Raw genomic sequence first — 17,814 nt, forward strand, 5'->3', positions numbered from 1 at the left:
GTGATCGCCGCCGCGGCGGCGGTGGCCACGATCGGTGCGGGCGCCGCGACGGTCGTCCTCCTCGACGACGACGAGCCGGCGGCCGCCCCGCCGCCGTACGTCCCGGCGCTGGTGGCGGCGTACACGACCAACCCGGCGGACACGGCCGACGACCTGACGGCATCGGTCGTCACCAACGATGGCAACACCGTCCGCATCGCCGACATCAGCTACAACCACACCACCGGTGGACCGGCGTGGGGAGTCCACCTGGCCAGCGACGCCGAGGGTCGCGCCGTCGTCGCGATCGACGGCCGGCGGATCGCGGCCGTGTCGGGCAGCGACCCGGCGGCACAGTCCTCGATCGACTGCAGGTGCACCGCGCTCGCCGCCGCCCCCGACGGCACCTTCGTGACGCTCACGGTCGACTCGACCATCGACCGCTTCCGTGTCGCCGACGGCCGGATCCGGCGGACCGGGTCCACGCCGATCCAGGACCCGCCGGGCGTCGGGCTCAGCGAGCAGTCCCACTACGTCGACGCGATCCTGTCCGTGCAGGACGATGCTGCGCTCGTCACGCTCCCGGCCGACGGGGACGAGGCGGACGGCTACTTCCGCTCGATCCTCAGCAGGGTCGACCTCGACAGCGGCGAGATCACCGCGTCGGAGGACACCGGGATCGGGTCGGCGGGTCTGCCGGCGACCTCAGCGAGCGGTCGCTACGTCGCGTACAAGGAGTACCCCGGCGACGGGTGCCTCGACGGCTCGATCACCGTGGTGGACCTCGAGCGCACGGGCACGGACGGGCCCTTCGCGATGAGCCGGTTCACCGGACCCGACGGCCAGGACCAGTACCGCGGGGCACCGGGCGACCTGAACGCGGTCGCCTTCGACGGCGAGGAGCTGCTGGCGGCCTACGGCCCCGGCGGGAGCTGTGCGGCAGACGCGGGGCCCAGCCGCTACTACCGTACGACGATCGGCGACCTCGGCTCGCCGGCCGACCCGCTCGTCAGCCACTCCTGGGAGCGGGACGACCGCGACATCGGGATCGCGTGGCGGGCGACCGCCCACGACGGCCGGGCGCTCGGCGCGTGGGAGTCCGGCAGCGGCAACGACCTGTGGATCGGCGCGCCCCGCGCGGGCGGGACGCGGGTCGCCCGCGGAGTCGGACAGGTGATCTCCGTCGGCGAGCCCGGCACGCCCGAGGAGACGGAGGCAGGGCCGCCGACGCAGAAGGAGATCGCGAACCTCGCCATCCCGGCGGGCTCCTGCGGCGACGGCAGCTCGACCGGGTGGAACCAGGTCAGGCCGATCCAGCTGGTCGACGGCGTCGGCGAGGCGTTCGTCGATCCCACCGATCCGACGTCCGGCGGCGCATCGATCTTCGAGGTGAAGCTCCTCGGCACCACCGACGTCACCGGTGACGGCACTGCGGACGCCATCGTCCAGCTCCAGTGCTCGGGGTCGCCGCAGGCACTGTGCTGCGCCGGCCGGTCCTCGATCCTCTACGACATCGTCGCGCTGGACCTGTCCCGGCCCGACCCGGTGCTGGTGGGCACACCGCTGTGGAGCTCCGACGAGGCCGACGAGCCACGCCAGATCGTGAGCGCCCGTCTCGACGGGGACGTGGTCGTGACGAGGCAGGCATTCATCTACGACAGCGGCATCGCCAGGTACGGCAGCGGCGAGACGACCTTCCGCTACCGCTTCAGCAACGGGCGGTGGGCGCTGCAGTGAGGTCCTGAGGCGACGGACCGGCTCGGCCTCAGCGGCGGTGCCGGTACCAGCCCACGACCTCGGGCCGCAGCAGCAGCCACGTGCCGACGCCGAGCACGCCCGCGACGACCACCAGGGGCGGACCGCTGAGCGTCATCACCAGGGTGAGCATCGTGGCGCACACGCCGGACACGGCCAGCGCGATCCGCGCCCAGTTCTGGCCGGTGAAGGCCAGGACGGCGAGCACCAGCGCCGCCATCGCCCACAGCACGAGCCCGGCCGCGATGACGAGGAAGGACGCGACGAACTGCTGCTCGGTGATGCCGCTCGAGGCGACCAGGTCGGGCTCCTGCTTCTTCAGCTCGGCGAAGAACTCCTCACCCTCCGCGGCGACGACCAGCGCCAGCAGCGTCATCAGGACGACCGTGAGCGCGGACAGCACCCAGGTGAGGATGCACGCGGCCAGCAGCGCCCCCGGACGTCGTACGACGTCAGGCCGGTGGGCGGGGAGCCGGTAGCCCGGCACCGGCGGGGCCGGCGGCGGACCCTGGGACGGATCGGCCGGCGCGACCGGAGGAGCCTGTGGCCCGGGCAGGGTGGGGCTGCCGGAGCGCATCGCCGCGACCCGGGCCGCGCGGCGGTTCTGGTAGGGCTGCAGCCACGGACGCCCGGCGTACCAGTCCCGGGTGGGCTGGGCCCAGAGCAGGCCGATGCCGAAGACCGCCATCGCGGCGACGACGACATTGCTCGCCAGGGCACCGAGGAAGAGAAGCGGCGCCAGCACCGCGAGGGCGATGCGGGCGCTGAGCGAGCGCTGGAAGACCTGGAAGCCGAGGATCGTCGACGCGGCGGCGGCGCCACCGCCGACGATGCACAGCACCCGCAACGTGGTCACCAGGCCGTCGACGGTCATGCCCTCGAGGTTGTTGGTGGAGAGCCAGGTCTCGATGCTGCGCTGGGCCTCGAGCGTGTGCAGGGTCGAGACCCGCTGCCACGCGGCTGCGATCAGCAGCAGCGAGCCACCGATGATCAGCACCCCGGCGAAGGTCGCCTGGGGCGGTCGGGGCTGCTTCTCGCTCATGACCCCATTCCACCAGACCGCACCACGCCTCGGGGGCGCCGGGCGGCCGGTCCGGCTCGGCTCGAGGGCAGCTCAGTGGCAGGGAGCGCCCTCGCAGCAGGGGCGGATGTAGCCGCATCCGTCGCACCGCTCGTGGGAGGTCTCCCAGCGCATCATCGTGCTGCAGTTCGGGCACGGCTCGGTCAGGTCAGCCATGGGGAAAGGCTAGGCCCGGCGCCGCCGGTCGCCGGGGCGACACGGCAGGTGGGCGGACAGGCAATTCATGCACTTGTCAGGTGTTGCAACGGCCGACAAGTGCAGGAATCCCCGGTCGACCGGGGATTCCTGCACCTCACGACCCGCCACCTCAGCCGGCGAGCACCAGCCCGTCCTCGCCCCGCTCGACCTTCACGGAGCCCCCGTCGGTGACCTCGCCGGAGATCAGCAGCCGGGCGAGCGGGTCACCGATCGCGGTCTGGATCAGCCGGCGCAGCGGTCGGGCACCGTAGGCCGGGTCGTAGCCGGTGTCGGCCAGCCAGGCCCGTGCGTCCGGCGAGACCTCGAGCGAGATCCGCCGGGCCGCGAGCCGCGACTCCAGGGACCGGAGCAGCAGCTCGACGATGTGGCCCAGGTCGTCCCTGGTCAGCGCGTCGAAGGTGACGATCTCGTCGAGCCGGTTGAGGAACTCGGGCTTGAACGACTGCCGCACGACGCCCAGCACCGCCTCCTTCTGCACCTCCGGGTCCATGGTCGGGTCGACCAGGAACTGCGAGCCCAGGTTGGAGGTGAGGATCAGGATCGTGTTGCGGAAGTCGACCGTGCGGCCCTGGCCGTCGGTCAGCCGGCCGTCGTCGAGCACCTGCAGCAGGATGTCGAAGACCTCGGGGTGCGCCTTCTCGACCTCGTCGAGCAGCACGACGGAGTACGGGCGGCGGCGGACCGCCTCGGTGAGCTGGCCGCCCTCGTCGTACCCGACATAGCCCGGAGGGGCACCGACGAGCCGCGCGACGGAGTGCTTCTCGGCGTACTCGCTCATGTCGATGCGGACGATCGCCCGCTCGTCGTCGAAGAGGAAGTCCGCGAGCGACTTGGCGAGCTCGGTCTTGCCGACACCCGTCGGGCCGAGGAAGAGGAACGAGCCGGTCGGCCGGTTGGGGTCGGAGATCCCGGCCCGCGCCCGTCGTACGGCGTCGGACACCGCGCGCACGGCCTCCTGCTGCCCGATCAGGCGGGCCCCGATGACCTGCTCCATTTCCAGCAGCTTGGCGGTCTCGCCCTGCAGCAGCCGGCCGGTGGGGATGCCGGTCCAGGCCTCGACGACCTCCGCGATCTGGGTCGCGCCGACCTCCTCGCCGACCAGCTTCTCGTCCGGCGTCTCGGCGTCCTCGACGGCCTCGACGGCCTTGATCTGCTGCTCGAGCACGGGGATCTGGCCGTAGAGGATCTCGCTGGCGCCGGCGAGGTTGCCCTCGCGGGTCAGCTTGTCGGCCTCGATCCGCAGCTGGTCGAGCTGGCGGCGCAGGGCGCCCTCACCCTCGAGCTCGGACTTCTCGCGCTCCCAGCGGACCTCGAGCCCGCGCAGCTCCTCCTCCTTGTCGGCGAGGTCGGCGCGCAGCGCCTCCAGCCGCTCGCGGGACGCGTCGTCGCTCTCCTTGGCGAGCGCGAACTCCTCCATCTTGAGCCGGTCGACCTGGCGACGGAGCTGGTCGATCTCCTCCGGGGAGGACTCGATCTCCATCCGCAGCCGGGACGCGGCCTCGTCGACGAGGTCGATGGCCTTGTCCGGCAGCTGCCGGCCGGTGATGTAGCGGTCCGAGAGCGTGGCGGCGGCGACGAGCGCGGCGTCGGTGATGCGTACACCGTGGTGCGCCTCGTACTTCTCCTGGATGCCGCGCAGGATCTGGATGGTGTCCTCGACCGACGGCTCGCCGACGAAGACCTGCTGGAAGCGGCGCTCCAGCGCGGGGTCCTTCTCGATCGACTCGCGGTACTCGTCGAGCGTGGTGGCACCGATCATGTGCAGCTCACCGCGGGCGAGCATCGGCTTGAGCATGTTGCCGGCGTCCATCTGGCTGTCGCCGCCGGCGCCCGCGCCGACGACCGTGTGCAGCTCGTCGATGAACGTGATGACCTGGCCCTCGGACTGGCGGATCTCGTCGAGGACGGCCTTGAGCCGCTCCTCGAACTCGCCGCGGTACTTCGCGCCGGCGACCATGCCCATGAGGTCGAGGCTGAGCACGCGCTTGTGCTTGAGGCTGTCGGGGACGTCGCCCGCGACGACGCGCTGCGCGAGGCCCTCGACGACGGCGGTCTTGCCGACGCCGGGCTCGCCGATGAGGACGGGGTTGTTCTTGGTCCGCCGGCTCAGCACCTGGATGACGCGACGGATCTCCTGGTCGCGACCGATCACCGGGTCGAGCTTGCCCTCCTCCGCGGCGGCGGTGAGGTCGACGGAGTACTTCTCGAGCGCCTCGTACGTCGACTCGGCGTCCTGCGAGGTGACGCGACGGTTGCCGCGGACGGCGGTGAGGGCGTCACGCAGGGCGTCGGCGGACAGGCCGGCGTCGGTCAGCACCTGACGGGCCGACGACTCGACGGTCGCCAGCGCGATGAGCAGGTGCTCGGTCGCGACGTAGTCGTCCTTCATGGACGCGGCGAGGTCGAGCGCGGACGCGAGCACGCGGGTCAGCGCCGCGGATCCCGCGGGCTGCTGCACCGTGGCGCCGCTGGCGCGCGGCAGTGCGTCGCGGGCGGCGGACGCCGCGTGGACGACCGCGGTGACATCGACGCCGGCCTTGGCGATCAGGTTGGCGGCGGTGCCCTCCTCCTGGAGGAGCAGGGCGACGAGCAGGTGGACCGGCTCGACGGTGGTGTTGCCCGCCGTGGTGGCGGCGAGCTGGGCGGCCTCGATCGCCTCGCGCGCACGCGTGGTGAACTTGTCGGCCCCGAACTGGGACATACGGCGTCTCCTTGGGTCAGTGGCTCCATCGTGGCCGGATTTCTCCGACCGGTCACTAGGCCCAACGTCCCTAAAGTTGAGTCTGTTCCACTCAACTTTGAGAATTTCGGATCAGGCGTCGACGTCCGGCGGTGCCTCGTGCTCGGGCAGGTCGTCGCTCGACGCCGTCTCCTCGTCGACCAGCGCGAGCTTGCAGAACTCCTCGCCGAAGGGGGTCAGGTGGATGCTGCGGCGCACGACCTTGGCGAACTTGACCGAGTGCAGGGCGGCCAGCACGTCGGGCTGCGCCTCGAGCACCTGGTACTCGAGGTGGTCGTGCACCGCCTCGCGGGAGAACCACACCAGGCCGAGCCGGAAGAGGTTGTTCAGGTACGACGGCACCTGCTCCAGGTAGCGCAGGCCGGCCCGGGGCCCGACCATGTTCAGCCCGGGCGCCACGAGCTGGCTGCTGACCATGCCGATCGGGCCGCCGGTGCGGATGTCGACGCTCGGCTGCGGGCCGTTGCGCAGGAGCATCACCAGGATCCGCGCCTCGTCGGGGGCGAGCTCGTCGAGGATGCGGTCGAACGCGGGGTGCCGGTCGTCCTGGCTCCAGACGTCACGGGACTTCTCGAGCAGCTCGTTGCCGCGCTCGCGCAGGGTCTGCGGCCGGTTGGCGACGACATGGCCGTCGACGACCGGCGACGACGTGGCGGCCGGACGGGAGCCGGCGCCGCCGAGCGACTCGCCGGCCCGGGTCAGCGCGGTGGCCACCGGCACGCCGCCGGAGACCTGGCGGGCGACCTCGCCGAGGGCGTTGACGTAGTTGCCGACGTCGCGGATGAGCGAGGCCGCCTCGTCGCGACTGGTCACCGCCTTGCCGACGCGCATCCAGTTGCGGGTCGTCAGGCGCACGCCCCAACCGGCCGTGTGCAGCGCCGCTGAGCCGGCCACGCGGGCCAGGCCCGGCAGCGACTCCGCGACGGCAGGACCGCTCAGCGCGGGCAGCCGCGGCAGGCCCTCGTCGTCCAGGCCCGCGTCGGTGGTGTTGTCCTTGGCCACGCTCACATCCTCCATCAACGACCGGTCCGCCGGTCCGCTCCGCGTCTGGCTCGTCACACTGCCCCCGCCGCCGGCATCAGTGGCCCGGCAGGCCGGGGATCCAGTGCCAGACGAACAGCCCGACGTGCAGGAAGCCGCCGGCGGCGCCCATCACGGCGCCGTGGAGGTAGAGCATCCACTCGTCCTCCTTGATGGCCGAGCGCATCATCTCCACGAAGTCCTTCGGCGGGAGCTCCTTGGTGCGCCGCGCGATCAGGACCCGGATCTTCTCCGACTGCTGCTTGCTGAAGTCCGCGTCGCGGAACGGCGTGATCGTGCGCCCGACCGCCTCCATCGCGAAGGAGTCCTTGATGCTGTCGTAGCGCCGGCCGCCCATCGCGACGTTGACCGCGCCGCGCAGCGGCCCGGCCGCCTTGTCGATCGCGGGCCGCATGGCGGTCGCGATCATCTGGCGGGTCCGGTCGCCCCGCGGTCCGTCCATGAGGAAGTCGCCGATGCGCTCGAGCGTGATGACGTCGTCGGCGATGATCCGCGCGTAGACCTCGGCGCACTCGTCCTGGCGGCGCAGGAACAGGCCCTGCACCTTGATGCCGAGGATCCGCTTCTCCTCCGGCGGGTCGAAGATCAGCCACATGCCCAGCAGGTTGGTGGTCCACCCGACGAAGACGCCGAGGATCGGCAGCAGCCACCAGATCTCGAAGGTCACGTCGATGATCGCCACCGGGATGCCCAGCAGGAAGCCGAAGATGAAGCCGAAGGCGACCATCAGGTTGAGCTCGCGCTGGCCGACGTCCTTGAACACCCGGACGACGAGCTCGGGGTTCTTGCGGAAGTGGTCGATGACCATGATCTTCGGGTCGAGCAGCTGGTTGATGTGCACGCCGATCTCGTCGGTGATCGTCTTGACCACCCCCGGCAGCTGGGCCTGGACCCGGTCGATGACGGCCTGGCGGACGGGCTTCGGCAGGTCCCGCCACAGCCGCGGGTGCTCGCGCATCATCACGTCGTGGACCAGCTGCGGCAGGTCGGGACGGAACACGTTGACGATGTGCTCGGCGATCTGGTCCGGCTCGAGCTGGGCGTAGAACTCCGCCGGCGTGCCGAGCTTCGCGATCACCTTGTCGACGGCGATGCTGCCCATCTTGGCGGCGCGCGCCGGGACGATGCCCTGCCAGCCGACGCCGCCCTCCATCAGGCCCGGGATCTCCTGGACCTTGCGCGGCATGATGCCGGCGATCTCCCTGAGGCCGGGCACCCGGAAGCCGTGGAAGTTGATCGGCTTGAAGAGCATCCACAGGCCCGACCAGTTGATGAGCCAGCCGATGACACCGGTGAAGATCGGGATCGAGACGAAGTAGATCCAGTTGACGTGGTGGGCCCAGTCGGCAAGCCCGTCCAGCACTGCGTCCACGCGCACCTCTCGTCCTCCGAGTCCCGCTGAGCCTGGTGAGCCCCATTCCGTCAAACGGTCTCGACGGCCTGAGGTTAGTGCCTGTTGTGGCGAATGGCACAGGGATCTCAGGTCACGGTGTCGCAGGAACTGCGACACCGTGTGCCCAGCGGCTCGGCGGCTCAGTCCTCGGCCACGAGCCGCACGTCGTCGGCCACCGGGCCGAAGTCGCCGAAGGGCTGGACCCGGAAGGAGATCCGCGCGGTGACCTGGTCCTGCTCGACGAAGCCGAAGGTGCGCGAGTCGTCCGACCCGCCCCAGTTGTCGCCGAGCAGCCAGAACTGCCCGTCCGGCACGGTGACCCAGGCCGGCTCCTTGCCGCGCGGCAGCGTCGTACCGTCGTCGGCGCAGCAGGGCTCGACCTTCTCGCCGACGCGACCGGACCAGGCCGGGTTGTCGACGACGTACACCGTGTCCTCCCCCGCCGGCTTGATCCGTACGACGGGCGGGTCGCCCGCGGCGCTCGCCTGGACCTGGTCGCCCGGCATGCCGATCACCCGCTTCACGACAGGGATCTCGCGGTCGCCGAGGGTGCTCTCGACGATGTCGAAACGAGCCACGTCGTCCTTGCCGAAGGGGTTCACGACGAGGCGGTCGCCGTCGGCGAGGGTCGGCTCCATGCTGTGCCCGGACACCTTCACGGAGAACGCGAGCACCGCGATCACGACCAGCATCGCGGCGAAGAAGACGACCAGCGCGGCGACGCCGAGCGCGGTGCGCAGCCACCTGCGGCCCTCGGCACGATGAGTCACGGCGCGAACGGTACGTGATCGGCCGGGTGGCCGGCGCCCCCCTCGGCAGGATCTGGCGAGACCTGAGAAAAATCTGTTACTCACTGTCGCGCACAACCGGTGTTGTGTGTCACACTCCGTCACGCTTGGCCAAGGACATGGGGATGCGGCCAGCGTCCACCGCCGGTTCGGGAGGGATCGGCGGACGTGTTTCCTTGGGAGGGAAATGTGAAGAAGGAAATCGGTATGGGCCGCACCCGCATGGGTCGGTTCGCAGCCGTGACGGTGCCGGCCACCCTGCTGACCGCAGGCCTCGGCGTCGCCATGTTGCAGGGAATGGTCGGCGCCGTGCTGTCGTCGGCCGACGGGTTCACGCTCAACAGCGACCGGATCACCAGCGACGGCCTCAAGGCCCGCACGGGATCCGCCGACGTCGCAGGCGGCGACCAGGCCACGCTCTACGCGGAGACCGGGTCGAACACCAACGCCAGCGGCATCGAGGTCGTCACCCCGGACGTGACCCTGCCCCTGCTGGGCATCGGTGCCCACCTCGAGGTCACCTCGACGGACACCACCATCGCCCTCGGGTCGGTGGGCCTCAACGCCAAGACGCTGAACACCCCCAACGGTGCGACGCTCGGCAGCACCACCATCGGTGTCGCGCAGTCCGAGGCGGGCTTCGCCAACACCACGACCGACAGCGGCTACGTCGCCGACGGCTTCGCCCTGACGAGCTCCTCGGCGGACCTGCCGAACGTCAACGCGACCGCCTACGCGATCACGCTGGAGAGCCTCGCGCTCGACAACCTGTCGCTCTCGGTCGCGCTCGGCAACTGATCAACTCCTGATCCAGCCGACGCCACGACCGACCGCCTGATCAGCGGACGGTCCTCTCAGCACTCCCTCGTGGGGGCGCGCCGGCGCGCCCCCACGAGGCCACCGCCTTGTCGCAAGGACCCTCGCATGACTGACATCTCCGCCGTCACCGGCACCTCCGACGTCGCCGTCGACGTCACCACCCCGGCCCCCGCGGCCGGCCGGCCGACCCGGCTGCGGCACGGGTTCACCCGCTTCCGTCGTACCCGCCCGTTCTGGGGATCGCTGATCCTGCTCGCGGGCGCCTACTTCATCGCCCGCCCGCTGCTCGGCGGGACCTTCGAGTTCTACACGACCGTCGGCGTCCGCAGCATCACCCCGCTGCTGCTCGCCGGCGGGATGGCCGCCGCCGCGTGCATCGCGCTCGTGGTCCCGGCCCAGCGGCACTTCCCGGCGATCGTCGCGATGATGCTCGCCGTCGCCTCGCTGCCCCTCGCCAACCTCGGCGGCTGGCTGGTCGGCATGGTCCTCGGGATCACCGGCGCGGGGCTCGTCTTCGCGTGGGCGCCGTACACGGACAAGCAGCTGGCGCGCTTCGCCGAGCGTGACGCGCGGCGCCAGGAGAAGCGCGACGCGCGCCGGGCCCGGCGATGACGGACCGCCGCAACCGCCTCCCCGACCGGGTACGACGGGCGGCGGCCGCGCGCTCGTCGGCGATGGTCGAGCGGGCCGAGGTCCGGCAGGGCACCCGCCGGCGAGCGCTGGTGCCGCTCGCCGGCGGGCTCGCGGCACTGATCGGGATGTTCCAGCTGGTCAGCAGCAGCGTGCTGGCGGTGAACTTCACGACCGCCGACCAGGAGTTCCAGCTGTACTCGAACTACCTGCAGGGCGCGCAGGCCGCCGGCTTCCTCTCGACCAACGACAGCTCGACCGGCGAGGACAACGGCGTCGCCGAGCTCGGGATCAGGTCGGCCAAGCTGGCGGGCCTGTGCGCGATCGCGCACGAGGACGTCCCCGTCGTCGGGGAGGTCACCTTGATGATCCTCGCCGGCGTGCCGGTGCGCAGCAGCTTCACCAACGGCGCCAACACGACGACCGACGGCGCCGGCAACGCGCTGACCTACGACGCCAACGGGCTGCTCACCGGCGGCAACCACATCACCGCCAGCAACCTGTTCCTCAACTCCCGCTCGCTCAACGGCTTCGGCAACCTCATCAGCGGCATGAACCTCGGCCAGAGCGCCGACACCGTCGACGACACGGCCGGCATCGCGTGGCCCAACGGCCAGGCCCAGCCCGCGGCGGGCGACTTCGGCCTGACCGTCGACCGGATCAACATCGGCGGTCTCGGCGGCGACACCTACGGCATCAACCTGCAGGGGGCGATCACCTTGCCGAACCTGAAGATCAAGGTCATCAAGGGCCACAAGACGCAGGCCGACTGCCCGAGCCAGGCGGCCGGCTGATGGGCGCGCTGCAGGCCCTGCGGTCGGCCCGGACGTGGTTCCGGGCCTTCCGTCGTACCCGTCCGTTCTGGGGCGGGCTGTGGTGCATCGCGGCCGGGGCGTGGATCGTGCGCTCGATGTTCTTCACGTTCGTCCTCGCGGTGAGCGGTGGCTGGAGCTACTCCGCCGGCTACATCCTCGGCGGCGCGCTGGTGCTCTTCGGGCTGGTCGCGTGGTTCGCGCCGCACTACCGCGCGCTCGTCGGGGTGCTCGCCGTGCTGCTCGGGCTCGCGGCGTTCGTGGCGGCCAACCTGGGCGGCTACCTGCTCGGCTCGGTGCTCGCGATCCTCGGCGGCTCGATGGTCTGGGCGTGGGGCGAGAAGGCACCGCGACGCTCCCGTGGCGGACGCCGTCGCGCCGCCGCGGTCGCCACCCCCGGCGCGTCGTGAACCTGTCCGTACGCCGCCAGCGGTGGCTCGTCCTCGGCGCGATCCTCGTGGTCGCGACCGCGTCCGTGCTGCTGCCGCGCACCGGCGACCGCGCGCTCGGGCAGGGCCGGAGCAGCGCCTACCAGCCGTTCGCCTGCGACCAGCCGGGCAGCGCCGACCCGCAGCAGCGGCGCCAGGAGGTGCAGCTCGACAACGGCGCGGGCGACTTCAACGCGGCCGGCCGGATGCACCCCTGCCTGGCGGGCGTGCGCTGGCACCTGCAGTCGGGCAGTGTCACCACGTCCGACCCCGGTCTCGCGATCGGGCAGATCCGCACGGCGTACGGCCGGAAGTTCCCGAACACCGTCTACTACGCCGCCGCCGGCTCGCGCACCGACCTCTACCAGGTGGCCTTCAGCGGGCTGCAGTTCTGCACCGGCGACACGACACCCGTCGCCGCCTGCCCGGCGTCCGGCACCAACGACATCCAGCTGTACGCCGACAGCGGGGACGCGCCCGCGCCGAAGTCGGCCAGCAACTACCGGCTGACCATCGACCCCGACCAGGCGATCACGATCGGCGGCTCGGGCGTGTGGACCGAGGTCCTGGCGACCGCGAACAGCTCGTTCACGGTGCCGGTCGCGCAGCTGCCGACGGCGACCCACCTGGCCTGCGGTCTCGTCGGCGGTACGGCGCGGGGCGGCTTCCTCGGCATCGGGGGCACCTGCGAGCTCAGCGCCTCGGACTTCGCCGGCGACCTCGCGCAGTGGCTCGGCGGCGGCGAGAACTACACCCTGCTCGGGGTGAACCTCGACTTCTACTACCTGGTCACGCACCGGCAGAACCCGTCGGACCCCTACACGCAGGTGCCGGTGGACGGGTCGGGCAACCCGCTCAACTCGATCCAGCTGCCGAACACCACGATCTCGGTGAGCTGATGGGGGCGACAGTGCCCGGCGTCGTCCACGGAGGGACGCGGTGGGGGCGGATGTCCGTCGTACTCGGCACCGGGCTCGCGGCGCTCGGCGCCCTCGCGACACTGACCTGGCAGCAGGCGCTCGGCTTCGACACGACCCTCGTGATCCAGGACGGCAACGCGACCTTCTCGACGTCACAACTGACCGCCGACGACGCGGCCTTCGGGATGGCGCCGGTCCGGCTCGGCAACGGCCAGTGGAAGAACCTGCTGCGCGCCGGGTTCGCGACCGCCAGCCTCAACGGGCTGTGCGTGTCGAAGACGGAGACCGTGGTCGGCAACATCAGGTACACGGTCAAGCTGACCGCCGGCGACGGCGGCGCCGGGCCGGAGACGAAGGCGGCGAACGCCGCGCTCGACGTCACCTCGCTGCGCGGGGCGGGCATCAACCTGCAGGGCAGCACGCAGATCGGCCAGGCCACGACCGACCTGACGACGACGCCCGGCGCGGCGCCGTACGAGGCGAACCCGTTCGGCGTCCCGCAGACGTACGACGGCGGCTTCTTCGGCCCCGGCACGACCGGCCCGCAGGCCTACTCCGGCACGGGCAACGGCGGCCACGTCAACGGCCAGGGCTTCACCGGGATCGACGCGACCCGCGGCGCGCTCACCCATGTCTACGGTCAGCTCTGGCAGGCCCAGGTCACCGGCAACATCACCCTGCCGAACCTCACCATCCGGGTCTACCCGTTCAAGGACGACATCGGCTTCAACGCCAACGGCACCCCGAACACGACCCCCGACGGCATCGACGACCGCTCCTGCTGGACCGAGGCCCGCCAGGGCACCTACCCGAAGTAGCCGCCCGCGGGCTGGCCTCGTAGGCGCGCGAAGTGTGAGGGTTTCTCCGCCGAAGTGTGAGGGTTTCTCCGCCGAGGTGTGTGACTCTCTCCGCTGCGCGCTGGAGACGGTGTCACACCTCGATGGAGAACTTGCGCCACTTCGGCGGAGAAAACCTCACACTTCGCGGGAGATCAGGTGCCGCGGCGCCAGACGACGATCGACTGGCCGGAGGGGGGTTGCGGGAGGGCGGGCAGGCGGGTGGGCGGGGCGGGGCGGGCGGCGACCGCCTGGCGCAGCGCCTCGTGAGCTGCCTCGAGCTCGGCGACCAGCTCGGCGTTGCGGGAGCGGAGCGCCGCGACGGCGTTCTCGAGGTCGAGGATCCGCTTGACGCCCTCGATGCCGATGCCGGCCGCGGTCAGCTCCGCGATCTCGCGCAGTCGCTCGATGTCGCGGTAGGAGTAGCGCCGGCCGCCGCCGCCCGTGCGGCCCGGGGTGATCAGGCCGACCCGCTCGTAGGTGCGCAGCGTCTGCGGGTGCAGCCCGCTGAGCTGTGCGGCGACGCTGATCACGAAGACAGCGTCGTCGGGAGCAGGCGGGGTGGGCTGCGGCGGCCGTCGCGTGGCCATCAGGACTCCTGGGCCCGGGACTCGAACAGGCCGGCCCGCAGCGAGCTGCTGGCCGACGCCGTGGCGGCGGCGTACGCCTCGAGGGCGGCCTTGGCGTCGGCGTCGAGCGTCGCCGGCACCTGGACCTCGACGGTCGCGAGCAGGTCGCCGCGCGAGCCGTCGGCCTTCGCGGCACCCTTGCCGCGCACCCGGAAGGTGCGCCCGTTGGGGGTGCCGGCCGGGATGCGCAGCGTGACCGGGGCACCGCCCATCGTCGGCACCTTGATCTCCGCGCCGAGCGCGAGCTCGGCGAAGGACACGGGTACGTCGACGGTCAGGTGGTCGCCCTTGCGCCCGAAGACCCGGTGCTGGGTGACCTTCACGGTGACGTAGAGGTCACCGGCCGGCCCACCGTTGTCGCCGGGGGCGCCCTTGCCGCGCAGGCGGATCCGCTGGCCGTCCTTCACCCCGGCGGGGATCCGGGCCTGGATCGTGCGGGTCGCCTGGCCCAGGCCGCTGCCGTGGCAGGTCGGGCACGGGTCGTCGTAGACGAGCTGGCGTCCGCCGCAGGCGGGGCAGGTCTCGTTCATCGAGAACGCGCCGCCGACGGAGGCCGTGACGAAGCCGGTGCCCTCGCACACCGGGCAGGCGTGCGGCTTGGTGCCGGGCTTGCCGCCGGTGCCGTGGCAGGTCGGGCAGGCACCCTCGGAGCTGATCCGCAGCGACACCGTGACGCCCTCGAGCGCCTCGGTGAAGCCGATCGTCGCGGTCGTCTCCAGGTCGGCCCCGCGCGAGGGACGCGGCGCCCGCCGGCCGGCGGAGAAGCCGCCGCCGAACAGGTCGCCGAAGAGGTCGCCGAAGCCACCACCGCCGCCCCCGGCGCGGTCGCGGAGCAGGTCCTCGACGTTGACGCTGCCACCGAACCCGCCGCCGTAGCCGCCGCCCGCCGGGAAGCCGCCGCGGCTGAAGAGCTCGCGCGCCTCGTCGTACTTCTTGCGCTTGTCGGCGTCGCCGATGACGTCGTAGGCCTCCGCCACCGCCTTGAACTTCTCGTGCTTGGCGGTGTCGTCGGGGTGCGAGTCCGGGTGGTTGGCACGCGCGAGCTTGCGGTAGGCCTTCTTGATGTCGTCCTGCGACGCGGTCTTCGCGACGCCGAGCTCCTTGTAGAAGTCCTTCGTGGCCCAGTCGGACCGGATGCCGTCGTCACTCATCGCGCACCTCCCTTCCGTTCAGTCGTGTCGTCGTGGGTCGTCAAGCCGGGTCGACCACCAGGACCTGCGCTGCCCGCACGACCCGGTCGCCGATCTTGTAGCCGGCCTTGGCGATCACCTTGCAGGTGGTCACCTCGACCTCGGCGTCGGTGCCGATGTGCGAGAGCGCCTCGTGGACGGTCGGGTCGAACGGGTCGCCGACCTCGCCGAACTTGACCAGGCCGAGCCCGGCGACGACGCGCTCGAGCTGCTCGGCCGTGGCCTTGAAGCCGCCCTCGAGCGGCTCGTGCTCGCGGGCCCGGTCGATGGTGTCGAGGACGTCGATGATCGGCGTGAGCGCGGCGTACGTCGCGTTCTCGCGGATCAGCTCACGGTCCCGGTCGACACGGCGCTTGTAGTTGAGGAACTCCGCCTGCAGGCGCTGCAGGTCGAGGGTCCGCTCCTCGAGCTCCATCTTCGTGACCGTCAGCTCGTCGGCCTCGGCCTCCGGGACCTCGGGGCTCGCGGCGCCCTCGGCAGCCTCGGCCGCCGGGGCCTCGTCGCCCTCGGGCGAGGGAGCTGCAGACTCCTGCAGCTCCCCCTCCTCCGGGTTGAGGTTCTCCTCGGTCACTTGGCGTCGCCCTCGGTGTCCTCGTCGACGATCTCGGCCTCGACGACGTCGTCGTCGGCCTCGCCGGTGGCGCCGGTCGTGCCACCCGCGGCGGCCGAGTCGGCCTCGGCGGCGGCGTACATCGCGGCACCCATCTTCTGGCTGGACTCACCCAGCTTGGAGATGGCGGCGCTCAGCGTCTCCGCGTCGGTCTCGGCGTTCTCGAGGGCACCCTTGAGCGCCTCGACGTCCGTGGTGACCTCGGCCTTGACGTCGTCCGGGATCTTGTCGCCGTTGTCGGCGAGGAACTTCTCGGTCGTGTAGACGAGCTGGTCGCCCTGGTTGCGGACCTCGACGGCCTCGCGACGCTTGGCGTCCTCCTCGGCGTACTGCTCGGCCTCCTTGACCATGCGGTCGATGTCGTCCTTCGACAGCGCGCTGCCGCCGGAGATGGTCATCGACTGCTCGCGGCCGGACGCCTGGTCCTTGGCGGAGACGTGGACGATGCCGTTGGCGTCGATGTCGAAGGTGACCTCGATCTTCGGCACGCCGCGCGGGGCCGGCGGGAGGCCGGTCAGCTCGAAGTTGCCGAGCGGCTGGTTCTGCGACCACATCTGGCGCTCGCCCTGGGCGACCTTGATCTCGACCGACGGCTGGTTGTCGTCGGCGGTCGTGAAGATCTCGGACCGCTTCGTGGGGATGGTGGTGTTGCGCTCGATGAGGGTGGTCATCACGCCGCCCTTGGTCTCGATGCCGAGGCTGAGCGGGGTGACGTCGAGGAGCAGCACGTCCTTGACCTCACCGGCGAGGACACCGGCCTGCAGGGCGGCGCCGACGGCGACGACCTCGTCCGGGTTGACGCCCTTGTTGGGCTCCTTGCCGCCGAGCAGCTCCTTGACCAGGTCGGTCACCGCGGGCATGCGGGTCGAGCCGCCGACGAGGACGACGTGGTCGATCGCGGAGACCGCGACGCCGCCGTCCTTGAGGACGTTCTGGAAGGGCGCCTTGGTGCGCTCGAGCAGGTCGGCCGTGAGCCGCTGGAACTCGGAGCGGGTCAGCCGCTCCTCGAAGTGCAGCGGGCCGTTCTCGCCGTGGGTGATGTAGGGCAGGTGGATCGTGGTGTCGCTGGACGACGACAGCTCGATCTTGGCCTTCTCCGCGGCCTCCTGGAGGCGCTGGGCGGCGATCTTGTCCTGGGAGAGGTCGACGCCGTTGGCGTCCTTGAACTTCTTGACCATCCACTCGACGATCGCGTTGTCCCAGTCGTCACCACCGAGGTGGTTGTCACCGCTGGTGGCCTTCACTTCGACGACGCCCTCGCCGATCTCGAGGAGGGACACGTCGAACGTGCCGCCACCGAGGTCGTAGACGAGGATCGTCTGGTCGTCGCCCTTGTCGAGGCCGTAGGCCAGCGCGGCGGCGGTGGGCTCGTTGACGATGCGGTCGACCTTGAGGCCCGCGATCTCGCCGGCCTCCTTGGTGGCCTGGCGCTGGGCGTCGGAGAAGTACGCCGGGACGGTGATCACCGCGTTGGTGACCGTCTCGCCGAGGTAGGCCTCCGCGTCGCGCTTCAGCTTCTGCAGGATGAACGCCGAGATCTGCTGCGGCGTGAAGTCCTTGTCCACCGGGTCGCCGATGTGCTGGGTCCAGTCGGTGCCCATGTGGCGCTTGACGGACCGGATGGTGCGGTCGACGTTGGTGACCGCCTGGCGCTTCGCGACCTCGCCGACGAGCACCTCACCGCTCTTCGCGAAGGCGACGACGGACGGGGTGGTCCGCGCTCCCTCCGCGTTGGCGATGACCGTGGGCTCGCCGCCCTCGAGGACCGCGACGACGCTGTTCGTCGTACCGAGGTCGATGCCGACAGCTCGTGCCATGTGTATTTCCTCCGTTGTCTGTGGTGCTGGTGTTCAGCTCGGGATTCAAGTTAGTTGAGCCGGATGGACTCAAGTCTGACACAGGGCACAACGGAGGGGTACGCCGGGTTGTTCCAGCCTCCGCCGACTTTCTCCGACGACCGCCCGA

17 protein-coding genes are annotated in these 17,814 nt (G+C 71.1%); 7 read left to right on the top strand and 10 right to left on the bottom strand.

What is annotated here, in order from left to right; translation table 11 throughout:
• The coding region (locus AC2YHB_RS23930; protein WP_487354741.1) for a hypothetical protein at positions 1–1,716 on the top strand (1,716 nt) is incomplete at its 5' end.
• Between the two features lie 28 nt (positions 1,717–1,744).
• Here the strand turns inward: AC2YHB_RS23930 and AC2YHB_RS23935 are convergent.
• The 6 genes from AC2YHB_RS23935 to lepB all read right to left on the bottom strand — a co-directional run bounded on the left by AC2YHB_RS23935 (position 1,745) and on the right by lepB (position 8,957).
• On the bottom strand, positions 1,745–2,776 hold the full coding sequence (locus AC2YHB_RS23935) for a hypothetical protein (RefSeq protein ID WP_487354742.1): 1,032 nt from the start codon (positions 2,774–2,776) through the stop codon (positions 1,745–1,747).
• A gap of 72 nt (positions 2,777–2,848) precedes the next feature.
• Complete coding sequence (locus tag AC2YHB_RS23940; RefSeq protein ID WP_257026825.1) at positions 2,849–2,971, bottom strand: hypothetical protein; 123 nt, start codon at positions 2,969–2,971, stop codon at positions 2,849–2,851.
• A gap of 151 nt (positions 2,972–3,122) precedes the next feature.
• The gene (clpB, locus tag AC2YHB_RS23945; RefSeq protein WP_487354743.1) at positions 3,123–5,714 is read right to left on the bottom strand and encodes an ATP-dependent chaperone ClpB; all 2,592 of its coding nucleotides are present in this window, start codon (positions 5,712–5,714) and stop codon (positions 3,123–3,125) included.
• A 111-nt stretch (positions 5,715–5,825) separates the two neighbouring features.
• Positions 5,826–6,755 (bottom strand): Abi-alpha family protein, encoded by a 930-nt coding sequence (locus AC2YHB_RS23950; RefSeq protein WP_487354744.1) that lies wholly within the window; start codon positions 6,753–6,755, stop codon positions 5,826–5,828.
• Between the two features lie 76 nt (positions 6,756–6,831).
• Positions 6,832–8,166: a DUF445 domain-containing protein gene (locus tag AC2YHB_RS23955; RefSeq protein ID WP_308645500.1), complete on the bottom strand. Its 1,335-nt coding sequence runs from the start codon at positions 8,164–8,166 to the stop codon at positions 6,832–6,834.
• 161 nt (positions 8,167–8,327) lie between these two features.
• Positions 8,328–8,957 carry a signal peptidase I gene (gene lepB, locus AC2YHB_RS23960; RefSeq protein ID WP_487354745.1) on the bottom strand — a complete coding sequence of 210 codons (630 nt, stop codon included), beginning with the start codon at positions 8,955–8,957 and terminating at the stop codon, positions 8,328–8,330.
• Positions 8,958–9,182: 225 nt separating this feature from the next.
• On the opposite strand from lepB, the gene AC2YHB_RS23965 reads away from it, so the two are divergent.
• The 6 genes from AC2YHB_RS23965 (at position 9,183) to AC2YHB_RS23990 (ending at position 13,402) form a co-directional block, all read left to right on the top strand.
• Positions 9,183–9,773: a DUF6230 family protein gene (locus AC2YHB_RS23965; RefSeq protein ID WP_036548727.1), complete on the top strand. Its 591-nt coding sequence runs from the start codon at positions 9,183–9,185 to the stop codon at positions 9,771–9,773.
• Positions 9,774–9,899: 126 nt separating this feature from the next.
• The gene (locus tag AC2YHB_RS23970) at positions 9,900–10,406 is read left to right on the top strand and encodes a DUF6114 domain-containing protein (RefSeq protein ID WP_179648131.1); all 507 of its coding nucleotides are present in this window, start codon (positions 9,900–9,902) and stop codon (positions 10,404–10,406) included.
• The gene (locus AC2YHB_RS23975; RefSeq protein ID WP_179648132.1) at positions 10,403–11,218 is read left to right on the top strand and encodes a DUF6230 family protein; all 816 of its coding nucleotides are present in this window, start codon (positions 10,403–10,405) and stop codon (positions 11,216–11,218) included. Before AC2YHB_RS23970 ends, AC2YHB_RS23975 begins: the two co-directional genes overlap by 4 nt.
• A complete protein-coding gene (locus tag AC2YHB_RS23980) occupies positions 11,218–11,646 on the top strand; it encodes a DUF6114 domain-containing protein (protein WP_179648133.1) in 429 nt (142 codons plus the stop codon). Before AC2YHB_RS23975 ends, AC2YHB_RS23980 begins: the two co-directional genes overlap by 1 nt.
• The gene (locus AC2YHB_RS23985; RefSeq protein ID WP_179648134.1) at positions 11,643–12,563 is read left to right on the top strand and encodes a hypothetical protein; all 921 of its coding nucleotides are present in this window, start codon (positions 11,643–11,645) and stop codon (positions 12,561–12,563) included. The genes AC2YHB_RS23980 and AC2YHB_RS23985 overlap by 4 nt, the downstream gene beginning before the upstream one ends.
• Positions 12,564–12,613: 50 nt before the next feature.
• The gene (locus tag AC2YHB_RS23990; protein ID WP_179648135.1) at positions 12,614–13,402 is read left to right on the top strand and encodes a DUF6230 family protein; all 789 of its coding nucleotides are present in this window, start codon (positions 12,614–12,616) and stop codon (positions 13,400–13,402) included.
• Between the two features lie 173 nt (positions 13,403–13,575).
• Here AC2YHB_RS23990 and AC2YHB_RS23995 read toward each other — a convergent pair whose 3' ends face one another.
• Genes AC2YHB_RS23995 through dnaK form a run of 4 tightly spaced genes read right to left on the bottom strand, consistent with a single transcriptional unit; the run spans position 13,576 to position 17,666 of the window.
• On the bottom strand, positions 13,576–14,010 hold the full coding sequence (locus AC2YHB_RS23995) for a heat shock protein transcriptional repressor HspR (RefSeq protein WP_179648136.1): 435 nt from the start codon (positions 14,008–14,010) through the stop codon (positions 13,576–13,578).
• Positions 14,010–15,200, bottom strand: coding sequence for a molecular chaperone DnaJ (gene dnaJ / locus AC2YHB_RS24000; protein WP_036548741.1), 1,191 nt, complete (start codon positions 15,198–15,200; stop codon positions 14,010–14,012). Before dnaJ ends, AC2YHB_RS23995 begins: the two co-directional genes overlap by 1 nt.
• 40 nt (positions 15,201–15,240) lie before the next feature.
• Positions 15,241–15,810 carry a nucleotide exchange factor GrpE gene (gene grpE, locus AC2YHB_RS24005; protein ID WP_487354746.1) on the bottom strand — a complete coding sequence of 190 codons (570 nt, stop codon included), beginning with the start codon at positions 15,808–15,810 and terminating at the stop codon, positions 15,241–15,243.
• Complete coding sequence (gene dnaK, locus AC2YHB_RS24010) at positions 15,807–17,666, bottom strand: molecular chaperone DnaK (RefSeq protein ID WP_487354747.1); 1,860 nt, start codon at positions 17,664–17,666, stop codon at positions 15,807–15,809. Before dnaK ends, grpE begins: the two co-directional genes overlap by 4 nt.
• Positions 17,667–17,814 lie beyond the last annotated feature (148 nt).

The organism is Nocardioides sp. SRI_004 (assembly GCF_057586415.1).